At 47.1% G+C, this 22,386-nt stretch carries 25 protein-coding genes; 11 read left to right on the top strand and 14 right to left on the bottom strand.

Annotated elements, in window-relative coordinates; translation table 11 throughout:
- Positions 1–68: 68 nt before the first annotated feature.
- Both AC5FX6_RS05185 and AC5FX6_RS05180 read right to left on the bottom strand, forming a co-directional pair.
- The gene (locus AC5FX6_RS05185) at positions 69–1,067 is read right to left on the bottom strand and encodes a 3-oxoacyl-ACP synthase III family protein (RefSeq protein WP_493595955.1); all 999 of its coding nucleotides are present in this window, start codon (positions 1,065–1,067) and stop codon (positions 69–71) included.
- Positions 1,068–1,134: 67 nt separating this feature from the next.
- Positions 1,135–2,280, bottom strand: coding sequence for a glycosyltransferase (locus AC5FX6_RS05180; protein ID WP_493595954.1), 1,146 nt, complete (start codon positions 2,278–2,280; stop codon positions 1,135–1,137).
- Positions 2,281–2,331: 51 nt separating this feature from the next.
- Between AC5FX6_RS05180 and AC5FX6_RS05175 the strand changes: the two genes are divergently transcribed.
- Positions 2,332–3,144, top strand: a complete 813-nt coding sequence (locus tag AC5FX6_RS05175; protein ID WP_493595953.1) for a 2,3,4,5-tetrahydropyridine-2,6-dicarboxylate N-succinyltransferase — start codon at positions 2,332–2,334, stop codon at positions 3,142–3,144.
- A gap of 97 nt (positions 3,145–3,241) precedes the next feature.
- Here AC5FX6_RS05175 and AC5FX6_RS05170 read toward each other — a convergent pair whose 3' ends face one another.
- Both AC5FX6_RS05170 and AC5FX6_RS05165 read right to left on the bottom strand, forming a co-directional pair.
- Positions 3,242–3,631, bottom strand: a complete 390-nt coding sequence (locus AC5FX6_RS05170; protein ID WP_493595952.1) for a VOC family protein — start codon at positions 3,629–3,631, stop codon at positions 3,242–3,244.
- Between the two features lie 2 nt (positions 3,632–3,633).
- Positions 3,634–4,539, bottom strand: a complete 906-nt coding sequence (locus AC5FX6_RS05165; protein ID WP_493595951.1) for a 3-hydroxybutyryl-CoA dehydrogenase — start codon at positions 4,537–4,539, stop codon at positions 3,634–3,636.
- Positions 4,540–4,975: 436 nt separating this feature from the next.
- Between AC5FX6_RS05165 and AC5FX6_RS05160 the strand changes: the two genes are divergently transcribed.
- Both AC5FX6_RS05160 and AC5FX6_RS05155 read left to right on the top strand, forming a co-directional pair.
- Entirely contained in the window at positions 4,976–5,128 is a 153-nt protein-coding gene (locus tag AC5FX6_RS05160; protein WP_493595950.1) for a lmo0937 family membrane protein, read from the top strand.
- 67 nt (positions 5,129–5,195) lie between these two features.
- On the top strand, positions 5,196–5,345 hold the full coding sequence (locus AC5FX6_RS05155) for a lmo0937 family membrane protein (RefSeq protein WP_007660460.1): 150 nt from the start codon (positions 5,196–5,198) through the stop codon (positions 5,343–5,345).
- 78 nt (positions 5,346–5,423) lie between these two features.
- Here the strand turns inward: AC5FX6_RS05155 and AC5FX6_RS05150 are convergent, their stop codons facing one another.
- A complete protein-coding gene (locus AC5FX6_RS05150) occupies positions 5,424–6,104 on the bottom strand; it encodes a hypothetical protein (RefSeq protein WP_493595949.1) in 681 nt (226 codons plus the stop codon).
- A gap of 36 nt (positions 6,105–6,140) precedes the next feature.
- Positions 6,141–7,766 (bottom strand): ABC-F family ATP-binding cassette domain-containing protein, encoded by a 1,626-nt coding sequence (locus AC5FX6_RS05145; RefSeq protein ID WP_493595948.1) that lies wholly within the window; start codon positions 7,764–7,766, stop codon positions 6,141–6,143.
- Between the two features lie 332 nt (positions 7,767–8,098).
- Between AC5FX6_RS05145 and AC5FX6_RS05140 the strand changes: the two genes are divergently transcribed.
- Together AC5FX6_RS05140 and AC5FX6_RS05135 are read left to right on the top strand one after the other, a co-directional pair.
- Positions 8,099–8,569: a DUF4199 domain-containing protein gene (locus AC5FX6_RS05140; RefSeq protein WP_493595947.1), complete on the top strand. Its 471-nt coding sequence runs from the start codon at positions 8,099–8,101 to the stop codon at positions 8,567–8,569.
- A gap of 54 nt (positions 8,570–8,623) precedes the next feature.
- Positions 8,624–9,082, top strand: coding sequence for a DUF4199 domain-containing protein (locus AC5FX6_RS05135; RefSeq protein ID WP_493595946.1), 459 nt, complete (start codon positions 8,624–8,626; stop codon positions 9,080–9,082).
- Between the two features lie 87 nt (positions 9,083–9,169).
- Here AC5FX6_RS05135 and AC5FX6_RS05130 read toward each other — a convergent pair whose 3' ends face one another.
- Positions 9,170–9,400, bottom strand: coding sequence for an SH3 domain-containing protein (locus tag AC5FX6_RS05130; protein ID WP_493595945.1), 231 nt, complete (start codon positions 9,398–9,400; stop codon positions 9,170–9,172).
- 313 nt (positions 9,401–9,713) lie between these two features.
- Here AC5FX6_RS05130 and AC5FX6_RS05125 point away from each other — a divergent pair, with 313 nt between their 5' ends.
- Positions 9,714–10,115: a hypothetical protein gene (locus tag AC5FX6_RS05125; protein WP_493595944.1), complete on the top strand. Its 402-nt coding sequence runs from the start codon at positions 9,714–9,716 to the stop codon at positions 10,113–10,115.
- 66 nt (positions 10,116–10,181) lie between these two features.
- Here AC5FX6_RS05125 and AC5FX6_RS05120 read toward each other — a convergent pair whose 3' ends face one another.
- On the bottom strand, positions 10,182–10,571 hold the full coding sequence (locus AC5FX6_RS05120) for a hypothetical protein (protein ID WP_493595943.1): 390 nt from the start codon (positions 10,569–10,571) through the stop codon (positions 10,182–10,184).
- Between the two features lie 269 nt (positions 10,572–10,840).
- On the opposite strand from AC5FX6_RS05120, the gene AC5FX6_RS05115 reads away from it, so the two are divergent.
- Entirely contained in the window at positions 10,841–11,656 is an 816-nt protein-coding gene (locus AC5FX6_RS05115) for a murein L,D-transpeptidase catalytic domain family protein (RefSeq protein WP_493595942.1), read from the top strand.
- Between the two features lie 82 nt (positions 11,657–11,738).
- On the opposite strand, the gene AC5FX6_RS05110 is transcribed toward AC5FX6_RS05115, so the two are convergent.
- Positions 11,739–11,930, bottom strand: a complete 192-nt coding sequence (locus AC5FX6_RS05110; protein WP_493595941.1) for a hypothetical protein — start codon at positions 11,928–11,930, stop codon at positions 11,739–11,741.
- Positions 11,931–12,204: 274 nt separating this feature from the next.
- On the opposite strand from AC5FX6_RS05110, the gene AC5FX6_RS05105 reads away from it, so the two are divergent.
- Together AC5FX6_RS05105 and AC5FX6_RS05100 are read left to right on the top strand one after the other, a co-directional pair.
- Positions 12,205–13,002: a M48 family metalloprotease gene (locus AC5FX6_RS05105; protein ID WP_493595940.1), complete on the top strand. Its 798-nt coding sequence runs from the start codon at positions 12,205–12,207 to the stop codon at positions 13,000–13,002.
- Between the two features lie 40 nt (positions 13,003–13,042).
- Entirely contained in the window at positions 13,043–13,951 is a 909-nt protein-coding gene (locus AC5FX6_RS05100) for a diacylglycerol/lipid kinase family protein (RefSeq protein WP_493595939.1), read from the top strand.
- A gap of 8 nt (positions 13,952–13,959) precedes the next feature.
- Here the strand turns inward: AC5FX6_RS05100 and AC5FX6_RS05095 are convergent, their stop codons facing one another.
- Positions 13,960–15,189 carry a metallophosphoesterase gene (locus tag AC5FX6_RS05095; RefSeq protein WP_493595938.1) on the bottom strand — a complete coding sequence of 410 codons (1,230 nt, stop codon included), beginning with the start codon at positions 15,187–15,189 and terminating at the stop codon, positions 13,960–13,962.
- A complete protein-coding gene (locus tag AC5FX6_RS05090; protein ID WP_493595937.1) occupies positions 15,189–15,824 on the bottom strand; it encodes an LON peptidase substrate-binding domain-containing protein in 636 nt (211 codons plus the stop codon). The genes AC5FX6_RS05095 and AC5FX6_RS05090 overlap by 1 nt, the downstream gene beginning before the upstream one ends.
- A gap of 158 nt (positions 15,825–15,982) precedes the next feature.
- Between AC5FX6_RS05090 and mtgA the strand changes: the two genes are divergently transcribed.
- Both mtgA and AC5FX6_RS05080 read left to right on the top strand, forming a co-directional pair.
- The gene (mtgA, locus tag AC5FX6_RS05085; protein WP_493595936.1) at positions 15,983–16,720 is read left to right on the top strand and encodes a monofunctional biosynthetic peptidoglycan transglycosylase; all 738 of its coding nucleotides are present in this window, start codon (positions 15,983–15,985) and stop codon (positions 16,718–16,720) included.
- Positions 16,707–17,201, top strand: a complete 495-nt coding sequence (locus AC5FX6_RS05080; protein WP_493595935.1) for a YybH family protein — start codon at positions 16,707–16,709, stop codon at positions 17,199–17,201. Before mtgA ends, AC5FX6_RS05080 begins: the two co-directional genes overlap by 14 nt.
- 1 nt (position 17,202) lies before the next feature.
- Here AC5FX6_RS05080 and AC5FX6_RS05075 read toward each other — a convergent pair whose 3' ends face one another.
- The 3 genes from AC5FX6_RS05075 to AC5FX6_RS05065 all read right to left on the bottom strand — a co-directional run bounded on the left by AC5FX6_RS05075 (position 17,203) and on the right by AC5FX6_RS05065 (position 22,305).
- Positions 17,203–18,342, bottom strand: a complete 1,140-nt coding sequence (locus AC5FX6_RS05075; RefSeq protein ID WP_493595934.1) for an App1 family protein phosphatidate phosphatase — start codon at positions 18,340–18,342, stop codon at positions 17,203–17,205.
- Between the two features lie 57 nt (positions 18,343–18,399).
- The gene (locus tag AC5FX6_RS05070; RefSeq protein ID WP_493595933.1) at positions 18,400–19,236 is read right to left on the bottom strand and encodes a M48 family metalloprotease; all 837 of its coding nucleotides are present in this window, start codon (positions 19,234–19,236) and stop codon (positions 18,400–18,402) included.
- Positions 19,237–19,455: 219 nt separating this feature from the next.
- Positions 19,456–22,305: a M16 family metallopeptidase gene (locus AC5FX6_RS05065; RefSeq protein WP_493595932.1), complete on the bottom strand. Its 2,850-nt coding sequence runs from the start codon at positions 22,303–22,305 to the stop codon at positions 19,456–19,458.
- Positions 22,306–22,386 lie beyond the last annotated feature (81 nt).

The following is a 22,386-nucleotide window of genomic DNA, read 5'->3' as shown; positions in this document are numbered from 1 at the left end:
ATTGCGTGAATAAATTTTGAGACTAAAATAAGTCACTCATTCACGTAATCACTCATTCATAATTGTTACTACCAACGAATCAACGCAGAAGCCCAGGTAAAACCAGAGCCGAAGGCTGCCATACACACCAGGTCACCTTCTTTGATGCGTCCTTCCTGCACAGCTTCGCTCAAGGCAATCGGCACAGACGCAGCGGTCGTGTTACCATATTTATGGATGTTGCTCATTACCTTCTCGGCGGGTAATCCCATTTTCTGTTGGATATAAGACGTGATGCGTAGATTAGCCTGATGCGGTATAAGCATGTCAACATCAGCTGCTTTATAGCCGTTTTTGTTAAGTGCTTCTTCAATCACTTCCGGGAAGCGGGTTACAGCGTGCTTGAACACCTGGTTACCGTTCATGTAAGGATAAACAGTGCCCTCTTCGATCATCTCGTGGGTCAGGCGATCTTTTTTAGTACTGCCTGGGTCAATAACGGCCAGCTCTTCTGCAAACTCGCCATCGGCGTGTAAGTGTGTAGACAGGATGCCACGCTCTGTGCTTTCAGAAGGAGTGAGCACCACAGCACCCGCGCCGTCTCCAAAAATCACCGATACGTTTCGGCCACGGGTAGAGAAATCCAGGCCATTGGAGTGGATCTCAGAGCCCACCACCAGGATGTTGTTGTACATACCCGTCTTGATAAACTGGTCTGCCACCGAAAGCGCATATACAAAGCCAGAGCACTGGTTGCGTACGTCAAGCGCCGGAATTTCTTTCAAACCCATTTCACGCTGCATGAGCACGCCTGAGCCGGGGAATACATAGTCCGGGCTGAGCGTTGCAAACACGATCATGTCCACATCCTCTGGCTTTAGACCAGCCATTTCCAGCGCTTTCATAGAAGCTTTGGCGCCCATGTTAGAAGTCGTGTCAACGCCTTCCTGGAAGTAGCGACGCTCCTGTATACCTGTTCGCTCACGGATCCATTCATCTGAAGTTTCCATGACCTTCTCCAGGTCAAAATTGGTAACTACCTTTTCAGGCACATAATGGCCAACGCCAGCTATCTTTGAGTTTCGCATAATATAAGGTTTAGCTTTACAAATATACTGATTCTGTTTAAATTTAGATTCGTCTAAAAATAATTTTTTATTTGACCTGTTCCTGGTTAAGCAGCGGAGAGATCACTTGGAATAGTTTTTCTTCTTCACTTTCCCAGTAGATAGTATTAGGTATACCCTGTTTGTAGAAGTTGGTGGAAGCCAAGTCGCGGTAAAGCTCTTCTACGTTCAACCGACTGAAATCAACGACCCGACCTGCATCGTTTCCCTCTACTATACCACGCCACAAAGGGTTTTCCTGGATCAGAATAGGAAGCCCATGCGCCATGTATTCATATAGTTTAGTGGGTATGCAGCTGAACGTACTAGCATTAGGCCTATACGGCAGCAATCCGATATGACTCTGCTGTAACTGCTCAAGTATTTGTACATGCGGCACCAGCTTATCACCTCCTTCCAGTTTTACAAAAGGATAGGCTTCGCTGGCTTTACGAAGTTGCGCCAAGGTATGGCTATTGGCGCAATACCCGATGATGGTCAGTTTAACCGCAGGCCGGAAAGCCTGTAGCAGCTTTGCCAGTTCGATTGCCTCCCAGATACCGTATTCCTCCGCAATGGTGCCACTGTAGATCAGGCGCAATTCACCTGTAGCGGGTAAGCTAACCGGAGTGGTAAGCGGTGATAGATCGCTACTCGCTTTGTATTTGTTCTCTATAAAGGTATAGCGGTTGCTCAGAAAAGGAAGTTCGTTAGCGTAACTGCGCTCCGCTAACAGAAAGTAATCAATACTGGTGGCTGCTATTTTTTCAACGCTGCGCACACCCAGGGCGAGCAGGTGCTTCAGAGGCCAGTTGTAGTTATGCTGCGCGCGCAGATTAAGGTAGTAGTTTTCCTGAATGTCATATACAATCCGGACACCATGCCTGGCTTTATACAGTAATGTGGGGAGCAGCAATTCGTGCGTGCTGACGATAATAAGCTGGGGCCTGATGCGTACCAGCAATCTGAAATAGGCAAGCTGTGCCGCCAGGCGACCAACACTGAGCCGCCCAAACCGGAAGATAGGATGAAAGTGGATATTGGCAGGCGCACCCGCAGGTATAGGCGCTTCATAGCCGCTTATGTGAATGCTCGTATCGGGTAGTTTGCTAAGTGACAGTCCCAGTTTTTCGAAAAGCCGGGTGTCATTTATGGGTTTTAGCAGCGAAGCCAGCAGGATTCTCTTTTCAGACATCGCCTAAATTTAATACTTTTACGCTTTGATTCTCTAAAAACGAAAAATAGCATGGCATTACAGCAGATAATAGAGCAGGCCTGGGAAAACCGTGAGTTGCTTAAAGAACAAAATACGATAGAAGCGGTTCGCGCCGTGATAGAAGAGCTTGATAAGGGCCGCTTGCGTGTGGCAGAGCCTGCAGGCGATGACTGGAAGGTAAACCAGTGGGTGAAAAAGGCGGTACTGATGTACTTCCCGATCCAGGCCATGAAAACAATCGAGGTGGGACCATTTGAGTTTCATGATAAGATTGCCCTTAAAACGAATTATGCTCAGTTAGGAGTGCGTGTTGTGCCTCATGCAGTAGCCCGTTACGGTGCTTATCTGGCAAAAGGTGTGATCATGATGCCATCTTACGTGAACATTGGCGCTTACGTGGACGAAGGGACCATGGTAGACACTTGGGCGACTGTAGGAAGCTGCGCACAGGTGGGCAAACACGTGCACCTGAGTGGCGGTGTTGGATTGGGCGGTGTGCTGGAACCTGTGCAGGCTGCTCCTACTATTATAGAAGACGGAGCCTTTATCGGTTCGCGCAGCATCCTGGTAGAGGGATGCCGCATTGGTAAGGAAGCGGTGATTGGTGCTGGTGTGACCATCACGGGCAGCTCCAAAATCATTGACGTGACCGGTAGCGAACCAAAAGAATACAGAGGCTATGTACCGCCACGTGCTGTGGTTATACCTGGTTCGTATACCAAAAAATTCCCTGCAGGTGAGTTCCAGGTGCCATGTGCCCTGATCATCGGTCAGCGTAAGGAGAGTACCGACCTTAAAACTTCACTTAACGATGCACTCCGTGATAACGCAGTAGCCGTTTAATTTTTATACTTCCCTTTATTTAACAGAAAGTCCCCAGCCGATGTGGCAGGGGACTTTCTGTTTTTAGGTATTTCTTAAACCGATATATAGGTATAGCCTAGCCTCTGGAATGGAGCGCAACACGATTACCCTCTGTATCGTGAATAAGCGCCATAAAGCCCAACTCTTCAGTAATCAGGGTTTTGTCCTGAACTACTTCACCGCCTGCTTGCTCCACCTTTGCCAATTCATTGGCCAGGTCTCCGGAGGGGGAGGAGAAGTAGACCAGTGTTCCCTGTTTCGATGGCTGGTATTCAGCTTCGTTCCTGACCAACGAACCAGGTGCGCCCTGCCCTTCATCTGACCAGGGAAACCAAGCCATTTCCAGTTCGCCCATGGGCTGGTGATGTAAGGTATAGCCAAATACACTTTCATAAAAACGAATAGCCCGTGGCATATCCGTAACCGGTATCTCGAACCAGCCTACTACATTAAAGGTCTGTGCCATGGTTATTGCGCAAAGTGTTTCTTTTTGAATCGGTCTGCCACAATCAGCTCCTTAGAACCATGCGTCCAGGAATAGAAGCCCTGGCCGGTTTTTACGCCCTTATGACCGGCCTGCACCATATTCACAAGCAGTGGGCATGGAGCGTATTTTGGATTGCCAAAGCCATCGTGCAGTACGTTCAGGATAGAAAGGCAAACATCAAGGCCGATAAAGTCAGCCAGTTGCAAAGGACCCATCGGGTGCGCCATCCCCAGTTTCATGATCGTGTCGATCTCTTCCACGCCTGCCACACCCTCATATAATGAGTAGATGGCTTCGTTGATCATGGGCATCAGAATACGATTGGCTACAAAGCCCGGATAGTCGTTGCATTCGGTCGGCACTTTGCCTAGTTGCAGCGACATATCCATGACCTGGCTGGTCACTTCATCAGATGTAGAGTAGCCTCTGATGATTTCAACCAGTTTCATAACCGGCACCGGGTTCATGAAGTGCATACCAATCACTTTGTCCGGACGGTTGGTAACGGAAGCGATCTTGGTGATAGAGATAGAAGAGGTATTGCTGGCTAGAATCGCTTCTGGCTTGGCAAAGCTGTCCAGGTCTCTGAAAATTTTAAGTTTCAAGTCTACATTTTCTGTTGCAGCTTCCACGATGAGGTCGGCTTCCTGCACGCCTTGCTGCAAGTCGGTATGTGTGCTGATGCGCTCAAGCGTTGATTCTTTTTGAGCTTCTGTCAGGTTGCCTTTGGCGATGATGCGGTCCAGGTTTTTGGTAATGGTGGCAAGTGCTTTGTTGAGTGCCTCTTGCGAAATATCAACCAGTGACACAGAAAAACCATTCTGGGCAAAAACGTGTGCTATACCATTGCCCATCGTGCCCGAACCGATAACTGCTATTTTTTTCATAGGAATATATGCGTGTAGTTAAAAATCAATTACAAAGCTAACAGAAATCAGTCAAACATAGGTTTTAAAAACATTTCTCTTGGAAGACTTCAATTTATGGGAGGGTGGATCTAGTGGTGGCTACCCTATAGGTAGTGGGTATAGTTAATATTCTATACAAAATTATGTCAGGCAATTTTATTTCTATAATAAGGGTTGATTAAGCTGTAAATCAGAGTGATAAGGCTGTATTTTGAAGATGAGGTATATGCTTGGTAAAGCATAATTGATATAAAGTATACAAAAAAATGCGATTATATACATCCTTTAAAGTATAGGGCTCGTAAAAAGCTTAAAACAAAAAAATGCAAAGCTGCCCAATCTGGTCAGTCTTGAAAACAAAGCAGACGGTTTTGCTTTCAAAGCATTGAAAAGGAGAAATTAAAATAAAACAACTATGGGAAATTTACTGTATATCATAGCCGTTGTGCTAGTTATCTTTTGGCTGGTTGGATTCCTTGGGTTTCCTGATGCCGTTGGTGGAATTATCCACGTATTATTAGTGCTGGCTGTTATCGCGGTTCTGCTGCGATTAATAAGAGGCGCTTAACCTATATAGCGGAACTACGTTAGATAGGGTAACAGACTATATTTTCGAAATTAAAATATTTAAAACTATGGGAAATTTATTGTATATCATAGCCGTTGTGCTAGTAATCTTTTGGCTGATCGGATTCTTAGGATTCCCTGATGCTGTAGGTGGATTGATTCACATCTTATTGGTGATCGCCGTGATCGTGGTACTACTACGACTCATACGGGGTTGATAATACTACTTCAATAAACAAAAAAGGCTGCAAAGAGATTTGCAGCCTTTTTTGCGTTTATATTTTTTGTTCGCCCGCCTAGCGTCTGAATGGGAAGCTAAAGCCTGCCCTGATGACAGGGTTGGAGTAGGGGGAGGCATAAGAATCATTGAAGTTATAGAGGAGCAGAATATCTGCAGCACCCCGTTCGCCAATCTTCTGTCGGTAGCCTAGTCCGGCCATCGGTATACCGATAAAGCGCCTGCTAAATTCATACACCCCGGTATTATAGTTCATCAAAGGGAGTTCGACACTCAGTTGCTCGAATTCGCCATGGATCAGAAAATTTTCAAAAATCTGCTGTTGGGCAAAGACGCGGCCTCCGTAGTTGTGCATACTGTCCCCTCTGAATCTTCGGTAGTGGTAAACACCTCCTATCCCTAGCCAAAACGTTTCGGTAGCCCGATAACCAAGCACCGGCAGTAAGGACACGTTGGTAAAAGTGCCGAACTGCAAACCAAAACTGCCGCCCCAGAACATGCGGTCAAGCAGCGCCTGTGGGGCTTGTTCGCCAGGACGCACCACCTGCGGTTTTATAACCTCAGGCTGAGGTTGCACTACCCGGGGCTGTTGTTGTCGCTGTTGCGGCTCCACAGTTGGTCCTGTAGGCAGTTCGCGTTTGCGACGCACAGTGTCTGGTTCGACTTGAGCCATGGCCGCTGTGCTGCCCAACAGGCAGCACAGGGATAGCAGTACTTGTAAGCTATAGCGTAGCGGCATATCTTGATTGGTTACAGGTTGTCGCAGGTATATACGCTATACTTTGGCAGTGGCGTACATTTTTTTGCGAAGCTCCTTGATCGTTTCATCTGACAGATACTCCTCATAGCCCATGCGTTTGTCGATGATACCTCCCGGCGTCAACTCAATGATGCGGTTAGCGATTGTATCTACGAACTGTAAGTCATGGGAAGAGAACAGGATGGTGCCATCGAATTCTCGTAGGGAGTTGTTGAGGGCTGTGATCGACTCCAGGTCCAGGTGATTGGTTGGCTCGTCGAACACGAGGACGTTACCCGACTGAAGCATCATGCGTGAGAACATGCAGCGCACTTTCTCACCACCTGACAGTACATTGGCTTTCTTAAGTGACTCTTCACCAGAGAACAGCATACGACCCAGGAAACCTCGGATGAAGCTTTCGTCTTTCTCAGTGGAGTATTGACGAAGCCAGTCCACCAGGTTCAGGTCTGTGGCAAAGAATTCAGCATTGTCTTTCGGGAAGAAAGAAGCGGTGATGGTGGTGCCCCACTTAAACTCTCCGGAATCAGGCTGTTCTTCTTCAAAAAGAATCTTAAAGAATGTGGAAGCGGCGATATCATTACGACCAATCACAGCGATCTTATCTCCTTTGTCTATCATAAAAGAGATGTCTGTAAAGAGAGGCTGGCCGTCTACTGACTTGCTCAGATTCTCTACGTGCAGGATCTGGTTACCGGCTTCACGCTCTGGTTTGAAAGCGATGTAAGGGTACTTACGGGAGGATGGTTGAATATCTTCAACCGTCAGCTTCTCGAGCAGCTTGGCACGAGAGGTTGCCTGCTTCGATTTAGAGGCATTGGCACTGAAACGGCGAATGAATTCTTCAAGTTCTTTTCGTTTGTCCTCTGTCTTCTTATTGGCATCAGAGCGCTGCTTCAATGCCAATTGGCTTGACTGGTACCAGAAACCGTAGTTACCCGCAAACATCTTGATCTTGCCAAAGTCGATGTCGGCCACGTGCGTACACACAGCGTCGAGGAAGTGACGGTCGTGCGATACGACGATCACGGTGTTTTGAAAATTGTCCAGGAAGTTCTCCAGCCACATGATCGACTCAGCATCCAAGTGGTTGGTAGGTTCGTCCAGTAGTAGGATGTCCGGGTTACCGAAGAGGGCTTGGGACAAAAGCACACGAACCTTTTCGCTACCGCTCAAATCTTTCATTAGCGAGTAGTGCAGGTCTTCGCCAATGCCAAGTCCGCTCAGGAGTTCAGCCGCTTCATACTCTGCATTCCAGCCTTCAAGGTCAGCAAACTCACCTTCCAACTCGGCGGCACGCACGCCGTCAGCCTCTGTGAAATCAGGCCTGGCATAGATGGCATCCTTTTCCTGCATGATATCAAACAGGCGCTTGTGGCCCATGATGACAGTCTGCAATACCGGGAATTCATCGTACTCGAAGTGGTTCTGCTTCAACACGGCCAGGCGAGCATTGGCAGGGATCTCTACTGTGCCGGTATTTGGGTCAATCTCACCCGAAAGGATTTTCAGGAATGTGGACTTGCCTGCGCCGTTAGCCCCGATAAGGCCATAGCAGTTGCCAGGCATAAATTTAATGGTAACGTCTTCAAACAGGGTACGCTTGCCGTACGACAGGCTTACATTGTTAGTGCTGATCATAGATAGCTTAAAATGAGTATATGAAACGATTGCGGTGCAAAATTACGAAATAAAAACCGTCTTTTTTTCAAATTGCTGTAAACCAATAGGCTAAGGCTTTGCAGAGGGTTTGGTAATTGCTTTTAAATGAAGCGCTTCGGGCTATATTCCGAAAAATTTATGGCTTAAATCACAACGCCACGCCACTTTCTCTAGTATATTGTTTTAATTATATACGGCAGATTGCACCTGCTTTGAAGAGCATTGCGCAATGCAAGCTCTTTTTAATAACCAATCGTGCAAGTAATCTGTTCATTTTTAAAAACTAACGATTTATATCAAAAAGTATTCATATGGCACTTTCAAAAATCACATATCAAAAGGTATCACTTAAATATGGCATTTTCGTAGGTATAGCGCACGTGCTCTTTTTCCTGATCATGCGCCTGCTTAACCTGCAAGACAGAGTAGAGATTTCTTTTCTGAGTTCGATCTTCCTGATCATTGGTATAGCGGTAGCTATTTCTCAATTCAAGAAGGCAAAGGGAGGTAACATCAACTATTTTCAAGGACTGGCTATTGGCGCCACTACGGGTGTGGTTTCTTCTACTATACTGGCGCTGTTCCTGGTGCTTTATGTAACCGGTCTTGATACAGCCTATCTGGCCAACCTTCAGACTAGTTCGCTCTTCCCGGTAAGCCTGTCAGTGTTGTCACTTTTTGTACTCACGATCATCTATGGTACCATTCCGGGCTTTATCATCGCCTTTGTAGCCATGCAGTGGTTCAAACGTGCGGACCATGCTGTTCCGGAGCGAATCTAAGTCCAAAGTCTATCTTATTACCTATCAAGTCAAAGCATACCTGAAGCACCCATTATGGAAAAAGTTGGCCTTAAGTACGGCCTTTTCACGGCACTCGCACTAATAGTTTATTTCCTGCTCATGAAGCTTATTGGTCTGGAACAGATCATTGAGTTGCGATTTTTAAACGGCGTAATTATGGCAATTGGTGTAACCATGGCCATACGAGCATTTAAGATTAGTCGTCAGGGTAACATTGGTTACTTTCAGGGGCTTGGCACAGGGATCATCACGTCAGCTCTCGCCACTGTAACATTTGCCATATTTATGGTGGTTTATATCAAAGCATTTGATGACTCCTTGCTGGAAGTGCTGGCCGGGGAACAGTTCTTTGGTGAGCGTATGGCGATTACCCCGGGTATTGTGATCTTTATGGTACTAATGCTGGAGGGTGTGATATCTGGCTTTATGGTGTCTTTCATTGCCATGCAGTGGTTTAAACGTCGTGATCACAAAGTGCCCGGGAGCCCTTGAGTTTAATAGGCCTTAACTATAAATTATAAAAAGAGAGGCGGCCCGGAATATTCCGGGCCGCCTCTCTTTTTATAATTTATTCTTTGCTTAGCTTACCAAATTATCTGGTCGCTGAATGATTTGTACAACTATTTCATGTAAATCGCCTTCTTCATCTTTTAATTTATAAATGACCATTGGGTTATCTGCATCGTGTATAGGTGTGATATTGACGACTTTGCCAGCATCTAACCTGTCTTCGAGTTGTTGTGTCAGGTCCTGAAATGCTTTTGCAAAATTAACCTCTAGCGAACTGGGATTATAATACTTAGTTTTCATGGTTATTTCACTTTGTATGGAGGGAGCCGCAATTGCGGAGCCGGGAGCCACTGTTAAAAATACTATTTCGAGGGTTTTTCCTTTTATACTCTTCTGAGGAGGCTTAGTTACGATATAGAAGGTTTTGAATACAACTTGTTTTTATAGTTTAAAATGATTTTGAAATGTTTCTATAATTGAAATATGTAGCTTTAACTATGCTATTAGAAAAATCTAAAATTTATGCCTTTTCAAACAGAACCAATGTAATATAATTCCGTTCATAACATTAAATAACACATTGCAGCCATTTATTGGTGAAATGCCGAATACCATGAAAAGAATTATACCTTTATTAATCATATTAGGACTAGCAATCAGCTCAACACAAGCGCAGCGTCTTCGGGAGACAGATGATGAGCTGGACAGGAGAGTATTATCTATCAGTCTGAGTGGTCCTCAAATGGCGATTCTGGAAATGAAACGCGAATTAAACCTGACCGAAGAGCAAATGATGCAGGTAGAACTGCTACATGAAGAACGTTTCCAGCGCATGACCGAAGCGGAAATGAAGGCGGAAGATCCCTTAGAATTACAGCGTGCCTATCGAGAGATACAAATCCAGTTGGATAAAGTAATGGCTGGGATCTTAAACGAAAAACAACTAAAACATTTTCTGGAACTGGAAGGACGACAGTACGTCAACCTGCTAACAGGTAAAGAGGAAGAGGAATAAAGACAATTTAAAAAACAAAAAGCCCGCTGTTAAGCGGGTTTTTTGTTTTGGTAAGGTATAAGAATTCTAGTTGGATTGTGGCAGCGGACGCAGATAAGTGATTTCGCTCACTTTACTCAACGCATTAAAACGCACTTCAGCCCTGTTGGCCTCTGAAAGTTTATTTCGCTCATTGCAATGTGAGCCCGGTTCAAAGTAATATATGAAGACACGCTGCCCACGGCGCATAAGTTGCTCAGCATCCGGCTTGCCCAGTATATCCTTAACTTCCTCCTCAGGAAGGCCATACAAGTCCCGACGAATGCTATCAAAACTGCCTACCATGGTGTTTCGCTGCCCCTGGCAACCTTTTTTATCTTTTTGCCATTTTTTGCTGTCGAATCCTTCAATACGGGCAGGCTCACTGCAGCCCAGCAGCATCATCAAAAGGAAGGTATATATGGAGTACGTTCTCATGTGCTATTCTCTTAGCTCAAAATTGCAGCATCCGGCTTTGGCATACAAGTAAAAGCCGTAATTTATAAACCAGAATTGCAGCGTTGAATAAAAAATATATCAGCATTCTATACTAAGTTTCAGGAAAACAATCGTTTAGCATATATATGAGTATAATAGCTACAGGATACCCGGGCTAATTGGATATAAACCTTGTAAAGGGGAACAATTGTTGTGTTTTTCCCTGTTAGTACTGTAATTGCGTAAAACCTGACTAGAATAATGACCCTATGATAAGAGCTATTGTTACCTCTTTTGCCCTTAGTTTCATGCTGGTTGCCACTCCTGGTGGAGCACGGCACGATGAGTCCGATCCAATCGTGCGTACAGCAGAAACATCACTGACCTCCACTTCGCTTGCCCGATTGTCTCTCACTGAGAAAAAAATCGCATTCGATGCACATGTGCAGGATGTTTATAACAGAGCAGGGTTAAAATCAACTGGCTTATCCTACAGTGTATTTGAGCGTGCCTTTACTGGTTATCAGAATTTTAAGCATAAAGGTATGACGTCAACAGATAAGCACATTCTGACGGTTGTAGATTTTACTAAGCCCAGCAACCTGAAGCGTATGTGGATCATTGATCTGAATGCCAGCAAAGTGCTCTTTAACAACCTGGTGGCGCATGGCCGCAATACAGGCAATGTAAAGGCTGAAAAATTCTCAAACGAGCCGAACTCCAACATGAGCAGCATGGGCTTTTACCTGACCGACAAGACCTATTATGGCAAGCATGGCCTTTCACTGCGTCTATCAGGTATGGACGAGAAGTTTAACTCCAAAGCCATGGAGCGTGCGATTGTGTTGCATGGCGCTGATTATGTGAGTGAAGATTTTGTGAAGCAGTATGGTCGGTTGGGACGCAGCCTCGGCTGTCCTTCAGTGCCCCGTGCTATTTCAGGTGACGTGATCGAACTCATCAAAGAGAACACAGTGCTTTACATACATAGTGCTGACAAAGCTTATACCTCTGACTATTTAAACGCTGAACGAGCCATTGAAGGCTTTGCCGCTCAGCAAGATGCTATGCCAATAAGTGCATAGGTCGGCATAGGAAGATCAACATAATACAAAGAGGCCACACCGGATTTCCAGTGTGGCCTCTTTGTATTATAGGTTCATTTACTTAGGTCTGATCCTTTGTTGTTTTAACCAGGTTGATGCCTGCAAAGAAAAAGATCAGGCCTACCACAAAGGGGACAGCGGCCGTGTACTGACTGATAGCCGCACCGTCTCCTCCCATCACAAAAGCATATGCCCCCCAGATGATGCCAATAATACCGAGTATGGTCAGGATGGCACCGAATGTTCGTTTCATATTCATAGTTCTCAGTTTTAATTTAAGCTGCTTTTGCAGCGATTTTAGTGTATTACGAAATTCATATAAAATAGGGTAGCTATTTAAGTAGCTTTAAGTCCAGCCTATTCAATTTCCCTCTTTTTTTTCAAGGCGCTTGCGTATACTTTTTAGTGCAATAAAAGTATATGATGAGGCAACAGCGTCTCTCTGCCTGAATTGCAGCAGGTGATTTTGAAAAGCAGGATTGCAAGAGCATAAAATAACTTAGATATCGAGTGAGATGAGAGCAGTCATGAAGTTTATCGTCGCCATTCTGATTGCGGCGGTATCATTGGTCACTTACTGGTGCAACAGGCAGGAAAACGAGTTTACAGGCCAGATGCAGCACGTTGATATGACCGTAGAGCAAGAGATCGCCCTCGGGTTACAGACCGCCCCTAAAATGGCTTCACAATACGGTGGTCTGCATCCGGACGAACAGGCAAGAGCCGAGGTTAATGCCATCGGGCAGCGGCTTGTCCAGAACACCCGCGTGAGCGAAACACCGTACAAGTTTGATTTTCATTTGCTGGCAGATGAAGAAACTGTAAATGCGTTTGCTTTGCCGGGTGGCCAGATCTTTATCACTGCGGGTTTGTTGCGCAGGCTGAATTCTGAAGCACAGCTGGCAGGGGTACTGGGCCATGAAATAGGGCATGTCGTTGGGCGGCATTCCGCGCAACAGTTAGCCAAAGCAAAGCTGACACAAGGCCTTACCGGTGCGGCTGCCATCGCCACGTATGATCCGAATAATCCAGCCTCCCAGAGCGGTGCTATAGCTGCCGCCATGATCGGTAAGCTGATGAACATGCGCTATGGTCGGGAGGATGAACTGGAGTCGGATAGACTGGCCGTGCGCCTTACGGGTGAGTCAGGTTACGACCCTAGGGCCATGATAGAAGTAATGCGCATACTGGAGGAAGCCGGTGGGGGCGCTAATGGTCCTGAGTTCACGCAGACACATCCAAATCCGGGCAACCGAATCGCAGAAATAGAACGTGCTATCCAGCAGGAGTATCCAAATGGATTGCCGGCTGGTCTGGTAGAATAAAAGCGAGCCTATAACAACAAACTGACACCACGACATACGCATGCAAAAAGATAATAAAATTAAAAATTTGCTGTTTGTAATCAATCCCATAGCAGGCGACATAGACAAACAAGAGCTTGAGGAGGAAATAAAAGCGACTTGCGAAGAGCACCAGCTCAATTGTGTGATATACCGCACGACCGGCAACAAGGATTCTGAAGAAATAAAGCAACGCATCGAGCAGAATGGCTTTGATGCTGTATTCGCGGTAGGAGGGGATGGGACAGTGAGTTTAGTCGGGGCCTTGCTGATAGAGGCTAAAATTCCTTTGGGGATTATTCCGCTTGGCTCTGGCAATGGACTGTCCAAGGACTTAGGTATACCCCAGGACACGGAAGAGGCGTTGCAGCTAATCCATGAGCATGTCGTGCGCAATATTGACACCATTGATTTGAATGGGCAACCATCGATTCACCTGAGTGATCTGGGATTCAATGCGCTGGTGGTAAAGCGTTTTTGTGAAGGTGATAAACGTGGTCCGGGTGCCTACGCCTGGATCGCTTTGCAGGAGTACATTAACTATGAACCGAAATTCTATCGCATTGAAACGGATACGGAGAATTTTGAAGGGGAGGCATTTATGGTAACCATCGCCAATGCCAATGCTTTCGGAAGTAATGCAGCCATTAACCCAAGCGGAATTCTGAACGACGGGCGGTTCGAAATATGCCTGATTGAACCCTTCCCGAAGGCCGCTGCTCCAGCATTGCTATTTCGCATGTATACCGATAACATTGATGGCTCTGTGTATACACGCCGTATCAGCTGCCACCGCGCCACTGTTTACAACGTCGACCATGAAGTAGTACACATTGATGGGGAACCGACTGAGTTAGGAGAGGAGATAAAAGTAACCATGCACCCCAAAAGTTTGAAAGTCATCCTGCCTATACCTGAAGGGGAGGCATAAGAGGCCAGCTATACCTCTTGGGTTTGCTCCTTTTGCTGCAAAACAGGACTCAGCTCTTTCCGGAACACCACGGCGCCTGGTTTTGAAATACTCTCGTCTTCTGTTGTCGCCAGTGCTTCCACCCATACCTCACCTGTATCGTAATAATTTAGCACAAAGAACCCTCGCTGTTCCAAAGTAAAAGTGGCTTTACCCCCTTTTTTCACAAAGGATGTTTTGCTCCCTGAGCCACTGACGATGTAATGATTGTCCCGCACCTCAAAGTGCTGCAGGTTGTGGTCATGCCCCGCCACGTACACGATATTGCTGTACTGATGGAAGATGCGAAGTAGTCGCTTGCGCATTTTTCGGTATTTCCGGTGCGACATATCCTCATAAGCTCCAAATAGTTTGCGATAAAAGGGGTATATAGATCCGAAAATAGGCAGAGGAATGTAAAAACGCTTATGTGCCGCAGTCAACGGGAATATATGCTGCTTGATCGTGAACTTGCCACCATGTAGCGCATTACTGTAGAGCGGATGATGCGCCGCTACCACAATGCGCTGGTGCTTATTCCTTCTTAAGATCTTGTTCAGGCGCAAAAAGAAATCCTCAATATCGTCATAAGGACAGCCCTGTTTGCGGCCCATGGGCTTTTCGCCACGTTGTACCCACCACTGTGTGTTAATGATCACCAGCAGCAAGCCATCAGCCAGTTGTATGACATCCGGGCCAGGACAACCGTGGCGCGGCAGGTAAGTGCTATCATCCTGCAAGGTGTCAACTACATATTTTTCCTGACGCAGCACGTACTCCAATCCTTTTTTGCGGCCTTTGTTCCAATCGTGGTTACCGCTCAGTAAGATCTTGCGCCCTGCATAAGCACCCACTTGCTGTAGTAGGAAGTCCAGGCGCTGTTTAGCGGCAGGGTAGTGGCGGTGTGTTTCAGCAGGCAGGCCTACCGGGTATAGGTTGTCACCCAGAAACAGAACGCTACCGTCCGGCCCTGTACTGTGTTGCCACTCTTCTAATAACTTCATCACGGGATCAGTGCCGTCAGTGGCCACATAGCCCACGTCCCCCATAAATGCGATACTGTGCACCAGTTTTGCTTCGGGTTTAGGCAGGCACTTACGCCAACCCACATCCGATAGTTTGTAGAAGGGCTTGTTGCGGTATTTGAGCTCCTGCCAATAGCTAAAGAGCCCAAATACCAAAAATAAAACAGTAGGTATGATCAGGAAATAGAGCAGCATCAGAAATTAGGGGGTGTAAGGTTTTTAAAGTGACCATTAAGCTTGACACGCTCTTTCAGTTTTTCGGTTTCGGCTACGATAGGCAACACCTGGTTGAGGTGCTGTAGAATCATCTCTTGTCGCAGGGCTTCGCTGTTACACTGCAACAGGGTGTACTCCTGTTCTGTGTTGAGACCTAAGTGGTGCCCTATATCATAGGATTTGAAGTTCTCCGGCAGGTCCATTAAAATATTACTGATACCCAAAGAAGTATATAGTTCTTTTAATTTTTCCTGTATCTGGATTTTTATCACAATGTCCTCGTCTTCTAAATCTTCCACTTCTTCTACTGTGCCACCCGCATAAAGTCTGTCAGGTGCCTGCTTGTCAAATTCCAGTATTTTAAAAATACTGACGCCCTGAGTACGGATATCCATTTCACCGCTTTCGTACTTTTTCTCAATATGCAGCAGTTTGATCTCAGTGCCATAAAGCCCCACTCCATTATTGATATAAGTAGGTATACCGAAGTTGCCTCCACTTTCGATGCAATCGTAGATCAGCTGTTTGTAGCGAGGCTCAAAGATGTGCAGGTTCAGTTTCTCGCCCGGGAATACCACAATATTCAACGGAAACAGGGGCAGATACTTTTGCATAGTCTTTTCTTTAGCTAAATAACAGGCAAGTACAGGTTTTGTATATGGAATACGAGTATGTTTATACACGTGTTAAGTATTGCAATTCAGTCAGGCTCCTTTTGTTGCATTATAAGCCAAAACGCTTAGCTTTGCGCACTTATTTTCAACCTCTTAAAATGAAGAAGAAACGGCTGGGCTTTCGTGAGATCAGGCTCATCATCACAAAGCTTTTGCTGAGCCTCGTGCTCCTGAGTGTTCTATGGGTGTTGGTGTACCGCTGGGTGGCACCACCTGTTACTTTGCATATGATTCAACGTCGTGCTGAAGCTGGAACAGCGGGCAAGTCTGAGCCTGCCATCAGGTATAAGTTTGTATCGTTGGAGGAGATGTCGGACCAATTGCCGCTTGCCGTTGTGGCCTCAGAAGACCAACTTTTCCTGGAGCATCATGGCTTCGACTTCAATGCCATTGCCGACGCGTTTAAGCGCAATCAGAAGGGTACCAAGATCAGAGGAGGCAGTACGATCAGCCAGCAGGTAGCCAAAAATGTTTTTCTTTGGCATGGTAGAAGTTACCTGCGAAAGGGGGTGGAAGCTTATTTTACGTTTCTGATCGAACTACTTTGGGGCAAGCAGCGCATTATGGAGGTATACCTGAACATTGCCGAGATGGGAGATGGCGTGTTCGGTGTGGAAGCGGCTTCCCAGAAATATTTTAAGAAGCCGGCGTCGCAGGTTGGACGGCAGCAGGCGGCACGGTTGGCGGCAGTGCTTCCCAACCCGATCCGATTCTCTGCTGAGCGGCCATCTGCCTATGTGATGGGCAGGCAGTACCGCATAGCACGTGCCATGGGTCGATTAGGTGGTACTACTTATATCAAAACTATACTTCCCGAGAAAGATGAAAAGAAATAAGCTGATATACACCCTGGCACTAGGTATAGGTGTATGGTTTTCTGGTTGCCAGCAAAACGAAGAGAAACAGGTAGAGCTAGCCACCAATTCCGGTGTTACACAGGATACAGCAGTAGCAGAAGCCCAGGTACGCGATATGCTGGACTCACAGTCAGCCTGTTGGAGCCAGGGCGACCTAGACTGCTTTATGCAGGACTACTGGAAATCTGACTCTCTGCTGTTTGTGGGCAAAAGCGGGTTGACCTATGGTTGGCAAAAGACGCTGGACAATTACCGCAAGAGCTACCCGGATCAGGCTGCTATGGGTAAGCTGACCTTTGATCTGAAAGAAATGCGACACCTGGCCACAGACCACATGTTGGTAGTGGGCAAATGGCACCTGCAGCGCGAAGCCGAACTAGGCGACCTGCAGGGCCATTTCTCCATTATCCTTAAGCGATTCCCAGAAGGCTGGAAGATCGTAGCGGATCATTCAAGTTAACTTACTCGTCTCCCGCGGCATCCATTTCCGTTTCTTTGGCGATTTCCGGCAGTTCTTCGTTGAAGATGTAACCGCACTGGGCTGCGTGTTCAGCGGCTTCAAGGGTTTCTTTTACGAGCACCATTTCAACTTCTTTACTGTCTTTGAAGTCATCAAAAATCGAGACTACTTTTTTGGTGTGCTTTTCGATGTTGACGTCCCGAATGTAAATTGCTAAAATACGGCCCGGATAATTTTTGACTACCTCTGCATAGATCTCGGCATCTTGTTGGCCACTATCACCGATCAGGATGAATTTTAGTTCGGGATAGGTTATGAGGATGTTTTCGATCTCCTTGTACTTGTGACTCATATGATCTGAAGCGCCGAGCTTGCTTTCATCCAAACCAAAATCGCGTAGCAGGAGGGGCCCCTGTGGGATTTCATTCAGTTCCAGAAAATGGAAGAGCAGGTCATAGGTGTTCCAGGGACTGCTTGAAACATAAAAGAAGGGATTATTACGCTTGCCGTTTCGCCCAAGTTGCAGGGATTTGTAAAAGGATGATACCCCATGGAAAGGTATACGGGAATGCGCATTGTTCAGCAGCACGTTACGTCCGGTCTGCAGCATACTGGTAGCGCCGGTACGCACAATGGTGTCGTCTATGTCGCTGATGATGCCGTATTCAGCATCAGGAGGCGGGACCAGTACATGCGCCTGCGTTTTGACCGGCCCTTCAAACTCTACGGGTGATGAAGTGAGTGTGATGTCAATGGTATGCCAGATATCATCAAGCACAAGTGGCTTCTCTGGGGCGAGGTTCATCACAAAATAGCCTTCTACATCCGTAGTGATCTCATGCTTCTGGTCTTCCAGGCAAAGCATTACACGTGCCCCTGGTATTTCCCGGCTGTTGAAGCGCTTGTACATATTGAGGATGTTCTCCCACAACGTATCATTTTCTTCAGACATGGTGATGCCCTTGTCAACCAGAACACGACCTTTCACATAAAGGCGGGTAGGAGTACCATAGCTGCGGTAAGCCATAATGTGCAGTGGCCCAAACATGTTGAGTTTGCGACGGAGGTTGAAAGTCAGTGTGTCAAATTTTTCCTCTACTTTCAGTACGGCTTTCGCAGCAGTGTTTTTGATCTTTTTCATAGTCTGCAGGTATAGCGGTTAAACAGAAAGGCCTGCCACCAGGCAGGCCTTTACTGGTTATAAGTTCAAGCTTTTTTTCAATTCATTAAAGTCAGTGTCAGCAGCACTAGTTGTAGAGCAGTTGCGCTGTTGTGCTTGCTGCTGTATATTCTCGACACGGTTATCCGGGTTCGGGTGTGTACTCAGGAATTCCGGAGGGTTGCTTCCCTGCGCCTGTGCGTTCAGTTTCACAAAGAATCCGGCTGCCCCATCGCAGGCATAGTAATCAGTACCATCCAGGTAGACTACCGAAGCGTTATCGGCCTCCGTTTCAGCTCCCCGGCTAAAGCGCAGTCCAGCCAGCGTACCTGCCAGCTGACCTGCGATCTGCTGCAGTGTGCCAGCATTGTTACCCAGCGCTACCGAAAGGAGAATAGCGATGCCATATTCACGCTGCAACTGTTGTACGCTGTGGCGCTTGTCGGCGTGCGCAATCTCGTGGGCCAGTACTCCGGCGAAGTGGTCTTCGTCATCCAGAAACTTCATCAGGCCGGTATACACATAAATGTGCCCTCCGGGTGCTGCGAAGGCATTTAGCGTTTCACGGTCATCGATGATTTTCACTGACCAGACAAATTCATTTCTATACTTGATCTCCCCAGAATTAAGCACGCGGTTCACGATGCGGTCAAGGTGCGTGTAGGCTTTTCTGACATTGGCATTCGATGAGGTGCGCTCCAGCAGTTTGCCTTGTGCTCGGAAAGTTGAGTCTACCTGCTGCGATACTTGTTCTCCCAGTCGGATATCATCCTGAGTAGAGAAAATCACACCTTCGTTGTCTTTGCAGCTACTCATGAAAAATACGCTGACTAAGACAAGCAACCAAGGGGCGGTACTATTGATATGCTTCATCATTTGATTAAAAGTGGTAAAAATGTGTTAAAGCGATGCAAGGATCCAGGCTGATGAACAGCATCCTGCGATTTGCTTAAAACTTATGCAATTAGATTTTAGTATGCGCTTACGGATTAATTTTAGCCTTGGTTGGAAGCCAGGCTTAGGAGCTGAACGATGAAAACAGTACAAATAAAAAAGCCCCTGAAATTCAGGGGCTTTTTCTAAGTGTAGTATGGTCTATTTTACGGATGAGGTACCTACGGGGTTGCCGTTGGTATCCAGCTCCACAACGTCATAGCTGAGTTTCTGTAGTTCAGGCAACACTGTTTTCTTGTCACCCACTACCACGATGTGCATCTTGTCAGCTGGCAGGTGCTTGGCTGCCAGTGCATCGATCTCCTTCTTCGTGATGTTGTTCAGAATCTGCGTCTGCTTGCTTACATAATCCTTCTTCAGGTCGTAGCGCAGGATGCGGCCCAGGAAGTTCGCCTTTTGACCAGGCGTCTCATACTGGCGGGCATCTGACTGACCGATAGAGTTCTTCATGAACTGCAGTTCCTCTTCTGTAATACCTTTGGTTCTGTAATCGTTGATCTCTTTCATGAACTCAACCACCGAAGCAGCTGTGGCATCAGCACGAACACCGGCAGAAGCTGTATAAGGACCTGCGAAGCGGCTGCCACCAAATCCGGAGCGGGCACCGTAAGTATAGCCTTTGTCTTCACGCAGGTTCAGGTTGATGCGGCTGTTAAAGGCACCACCCAGCACAAAGTTCATCAGTGATGTTCTGTAGTACTCACCGGTTGCGTCATATGGCTGTGCCACGTAGCCAATTCTGATCTCTGACTGTGCAGCATCCGGCTTGTCTACGAAGTAGATTTTAGTAGACGCAATGGCAGGCGCTTTCACATCAGCAGGCATCGTTACGTTTTTCTTTTTCCAGTTTTTCAGGAAGCCCAGCTTACCGATCACCTCTTTTTCGTCGATATCACCCACAATTACCAACTCAGCTCCGGTAGGCGTGTAGTTGGCAGCATAGAACTGCTTCACGTCATCCAGGGTGATGCTGCTAACCGACTCCGTAGTACCTGATGTAGGAACAGCCATGATGTGATTCTCGCCATAAAGCAGTTTGTTGTACACGCTGCTGGCAATAGCTGTTGGCTGTGTCGACTGGTTGGCTATACCTTCCAGCTGCTGCTTCTTCAAGCGCTCAAAGTCGTCGGCAGCGAACTTAGGACGGAACAGGCGCTCTTCGAGCAGTACAAGTGTTTTATCCAGGTTCTTTTTCAGTGATTGTACTGTTACATACGTGTCATCTGTGCCAGAGCCGATGCGGATAGAGCTACCCAGTTTGTCGAGCTCGTTGGTGAAAGCTTCTGATGTGTAGTTCTCAGTGTCCTCATTCAAAAGGGACGCTGTAAGGGAAGCGATACCCGCTTTGCCTGGGTTGTTTGCTAACAGACGGTGTCCGCCAGGTATAGTCAGTTGCAAGGTAACAGTTGGGATCTCATCAGACTTGGTGCCGATCACCTTCATGCCGTTCTTAAACTTAGCGGTATAGAAGTTCGGTACACTTACCGCTTTAGCCTGACCCGCTACCGGGCGCTTGCTGCGGTCAAATGAGTCAACTGCCTTGGTGTAGCTCAGGCCGCTGTAATCCTGTGGCTGTGCTACCGACACATTCGTGTCAACAGCATAGTTATCAGCCTTGGCCACCATCTCTGGCTTGCCTTTCGGCACTACGCTCAGGATAACGGCATGCTTGCCTTTGATGTACTGGTTGTACACTCGCATCACATCAGCCTTGGTCAGGGCGTTGATGCGGCGAATTTCCTCCTGCAGGTAGTTCGGGTTGTTGCGGAAGGTTTCATAAGCAGCCAGCTGTGAAACTTTGCCGCTTACGCTTGCCATGCGGTTGATCAGGCTTGACTCGGCAGAAGCTTTGTAGCGCTGCAGGTCTTCGTCGGTTACACCACGGGTTTCAAACTCAGCGATTGATTTGCGAAGCAGTTCTTCCATCTGAGCCAGTGTGCTGTTTGGATATGCCATGATGGTGATACCAAATTCGCCGGCCAGCTCAGAAGTAGAGTTGAAGGCGGAGGCTTGCATGGCTTTCTGCTCTTTTACAAAGTTTTTGTAGAAGATAGAGTTACGGCCTTGTCCCAAGATTTCAGCCAGTACGTCGAGTGCGTGCTCGTCTTTGTGACCAGCTTCAGGCACCGGATAGGTCATGCGCAACATCGGGAAACGGATGTTGTCTTCATAAGAGATATAACGGTCTGAAGTAAGCCTTGCCAGCATTGGCTTCATGTCCTGTACGGCAGGGCCTACAGGTATAGAGCCGAAGTATTTCTCCACGAGCTTCACCACTTCAGCTGGATTAACGTCACCACCCACTGTTACAGTCGCGTTGTTAGGCCCGTACCAGCGCAGGAAAAAGTTTTTGAGGTCGTCTACGTTCACACGGTTCAGGTCCTCGATATAACCAATCGTAGTCCAGGAGTAAGGGTGACCGTGCGGATATAAGTGCTGTGATGTTTTCTCGTACACCAACCCGTAAGGACGGTTGTCATAGTTCTGGCCGCGTTCGTTTTTCACGGTTTCGCGCTGTACCTCAAACTTCTTCTGGGTTACGGCGTCCAGCAAAAAGCCCATGCGGTCTGCTTCCAGCCACAGGGCTGTTTCCAACTGGTTACTTGGTACGGTTTCGAAATAGTTGGTGCGGTCGCGGTTAGTAGTACCGTTCAGGGTACCACCTGCATCAGACACGATCTTGAAGTGCTCTTCGTCGGCTACGTTGTCGGAGCCCTGAAACATCATGTGCTCAAAGAAGTGCGCAAAACCAGACTTGCCTACTTCTTCGCGGGCAGAGCCCACGTGATAGGTCACGTCCACATGCACTACCGGATCGGAGTGATCCTCGTGTACGATCAGGGTGAGGCCATTGGCCAGTTTGTATTTTTCGTAAGGTATAACCAGCTCATCGCTTTTCTTGGTTACTTTCTCCACGAGTTTTGTCTGCGCCTCGGCTGCACTGACCACACTGGCCGTGAGCACGATACTCAAACCGATTTTCTGTAGCATGTTAATTTGTTTTAGGTGAACGATTGGTCTTGTGTTAGGACCAATATAACACATAAAGGTTTAATGCTATAGAAAAATATA

This window comes from Pontibacter sp. LHS2, assembly GCF_058932845.1.
The sequence above is the reverse complement of the archived record's forward strand: the minus strand, read 5'-3'. Positions and strand labels throughout refer to the sequence as shown.

What these genes read in the sequence shown, in the direction of transcription:
- AC5FX6_RS05110 (WP_493595941.1), bottom strand. Translation starts at nt 11,930, where the DNA reads ATGAAACGAACATTCGGTGCCATCCTGACCATACTCGGTATTATTGGC.
- AC5FX6_RS05105 (WP_493595940.1), top strand. Translation starts at nt 12,205, where the DNA reads ATGAAGTTTATCGTCGCCATTCTGATTGCGGCGGTATCATTGGTCACT.
- AC5FX6_RS05130 (WP_493595945.1), bottom strand. Translation starts at nt 9,400, where the DNA reads ATGAAAACTAAGTATTATAATCCCAGTTCGCTAGAGGTTAATTTTGCA.
- AC5FX6_RS05065 (WP_493595932.1), bottom strand. Translation starts at nt 22,305, where the DNA reads ATGCTACAGAAAATCGGTTTGAGTATCGTGCTCACGGCCAGTGTGGTC.
- AC5FX6_RS05140 (WP_493595947.1), top strand. Translation starts at nt 8,099, where the DNA reads ATGGCACTTTCAAAAATCACATATCAAAAGGTATCACTTAAATATGGC.
- AC5FX6_RS05120 (WP_493595943.1), bottom strand. Translation starts at nt 10,571, where the DNA reads ATGAGAACGTACTCCATATATACCTTCCTTTTGATGATGCTGCTGGGC.
- AC5FX6_RS05075 (WP_493595934.1), bottom strand. Translation starts at nt 18,342, where the DNA reads ATGAAAAAGATCAAAAACACTGCTGCGAAAGCCGTACTGAAAGTAGAG.
- AC5FX6_RS05080 (WP_493595935.1), top strand. Translation starts at nt 16,707, where the DNA reads ATGAAAAGAAATAAGCTGATATACACCCTGGCACTAGGTATAGGTGTA.
- AC5FX6_RS05150 (WP_493595949.1), bottom strand. Translation starts at nt 6,104, where the DNA reads ATGCCGCTACGCTATAGCTTACAAGTACTGCTATCCCTGTGCTGCCTG.
- AC5FX6_RS05180 (WP_493595954.1), bottom strand. Translation starts at nt 2,280, where the DNA reads ATGTCTGAAAAGAGAATCCTGCTGGCTTCGCTGCTAAAACCCATAAAT.
- AC5FX6_RS05165 (WP_493595951.1), bottom strand. Translation starts at nt 4,539, where the DNA reads ATGAAAAAAATAGCAGTTATCGGTTCGGGCACGATGGGCAATGGTATA.
- mtgA (WP_493595936.1), top strand. Translation starts at nt 15,983, where the DNA reads ATGAAGAAGAAACGGCTGGGCTTTCGTGAGATCAGGCTCATCATCACA.
- AC5FX6_RS05185 (WP_493595955.1), bottom strand. Translation starts at nt 1,067, where the DNA reads ATGCGAAACTCAAAGATAGCTGGCGTTGGCCATTATGTGCCTGAAAAG.
- AC5FX6_RS05090 (WP_493595937.1), bottom strand. Translation starts at nt 15,824, where the DNA reads ATGCAAAAGTATCTGCCCCTGTTTCCGTTGAATATTGTGGTATTCCCG.
- AC5FX6_RS05095 (WP_493595938.1), bottom strand. Translation starts at nt 15,189, where the DNA reads ATGCTGCTCTATTTCCTGATCATACCTACTGTTTTATTTTTGGTATTT.
- AC5FX6_RS05070 (WP_493595933.1), bottom strand. Translation starts at nt 19,236, where the DNA reads ATGATGAAGCATATCAATAGTACCGCCCCTTGGTTGCTTGTCTTAGTC.
- AC5FX6_RS05125 (WP_493595944.1), top strand. Translation starts at nt 9,714, where the DNA reads ATGAAAAGAATTATACCTTTATTAATCATATTAGGACTAGCAATCAGC.
- AC5FX6_RS05145 (WP_493595948.1), bottom strand. Translation starts at nt 7,766, where the DNA reads ATGATCAGCACTAACAATGTAAGCCTGTCGTACGGCAAGCGTACCCTG.
- AC5FX6_RS05155 (WP_007660460.1), top strand. Translation starts at nt 5,196, where the DNA reads ATGGGAAATTTATTGTATATCATAGCCGTTGTGCTAGTAATCTTTTGG.
- AC5FX6_RS05170 (WP_493595952.1), bottom strand. Translation starts at nt 3,631, where the DNA reads ATGGCACAGACCTTTAATGTAGTAGGCTGGTTCGAGATACCGGTTACG.
- AC5FX6_RS05160 (WP_493595950.1), top strand. Translation starts at nt 4,976, where the DNA reads ATGGGAAATTTACTGTATATCATAGCCGTTGTGCTAGTTATCTTTTGG.
- AC5FX6_RS05135 (WP_493595946.1), top strand. Translation starts at nt 8,624, where the DNA reads ATGGAAAAAGTTGGCCTTAAGTACGGCCTTTTCACGGCACTCGCACTA.
- AC5FX6_RS05175 (WP_493595953.1), top strand. Translation starts at nt 2,332, where the DNA reads ATGGCATTACAGCAGATAATAGAGCAGGCCTGGGAAAACCGTGAGTTG.
- AC5FX6_RS05100 (WP_493595939.1), top strand. Translation starts at nt 13,043, where the DNA reads ATGCAAAAAGATAATAAAATTAAAAATTTGCTGTTTGTAATCAATCCC.
- AC5FX6_RS05115 (WP_493595942.1), top strand. Translation starts at nt 10,841, where the DNA reads ATGATAAGAGCTATTGTTACCTCTTTTGCCCTTAGTTTCATGCTGGTT.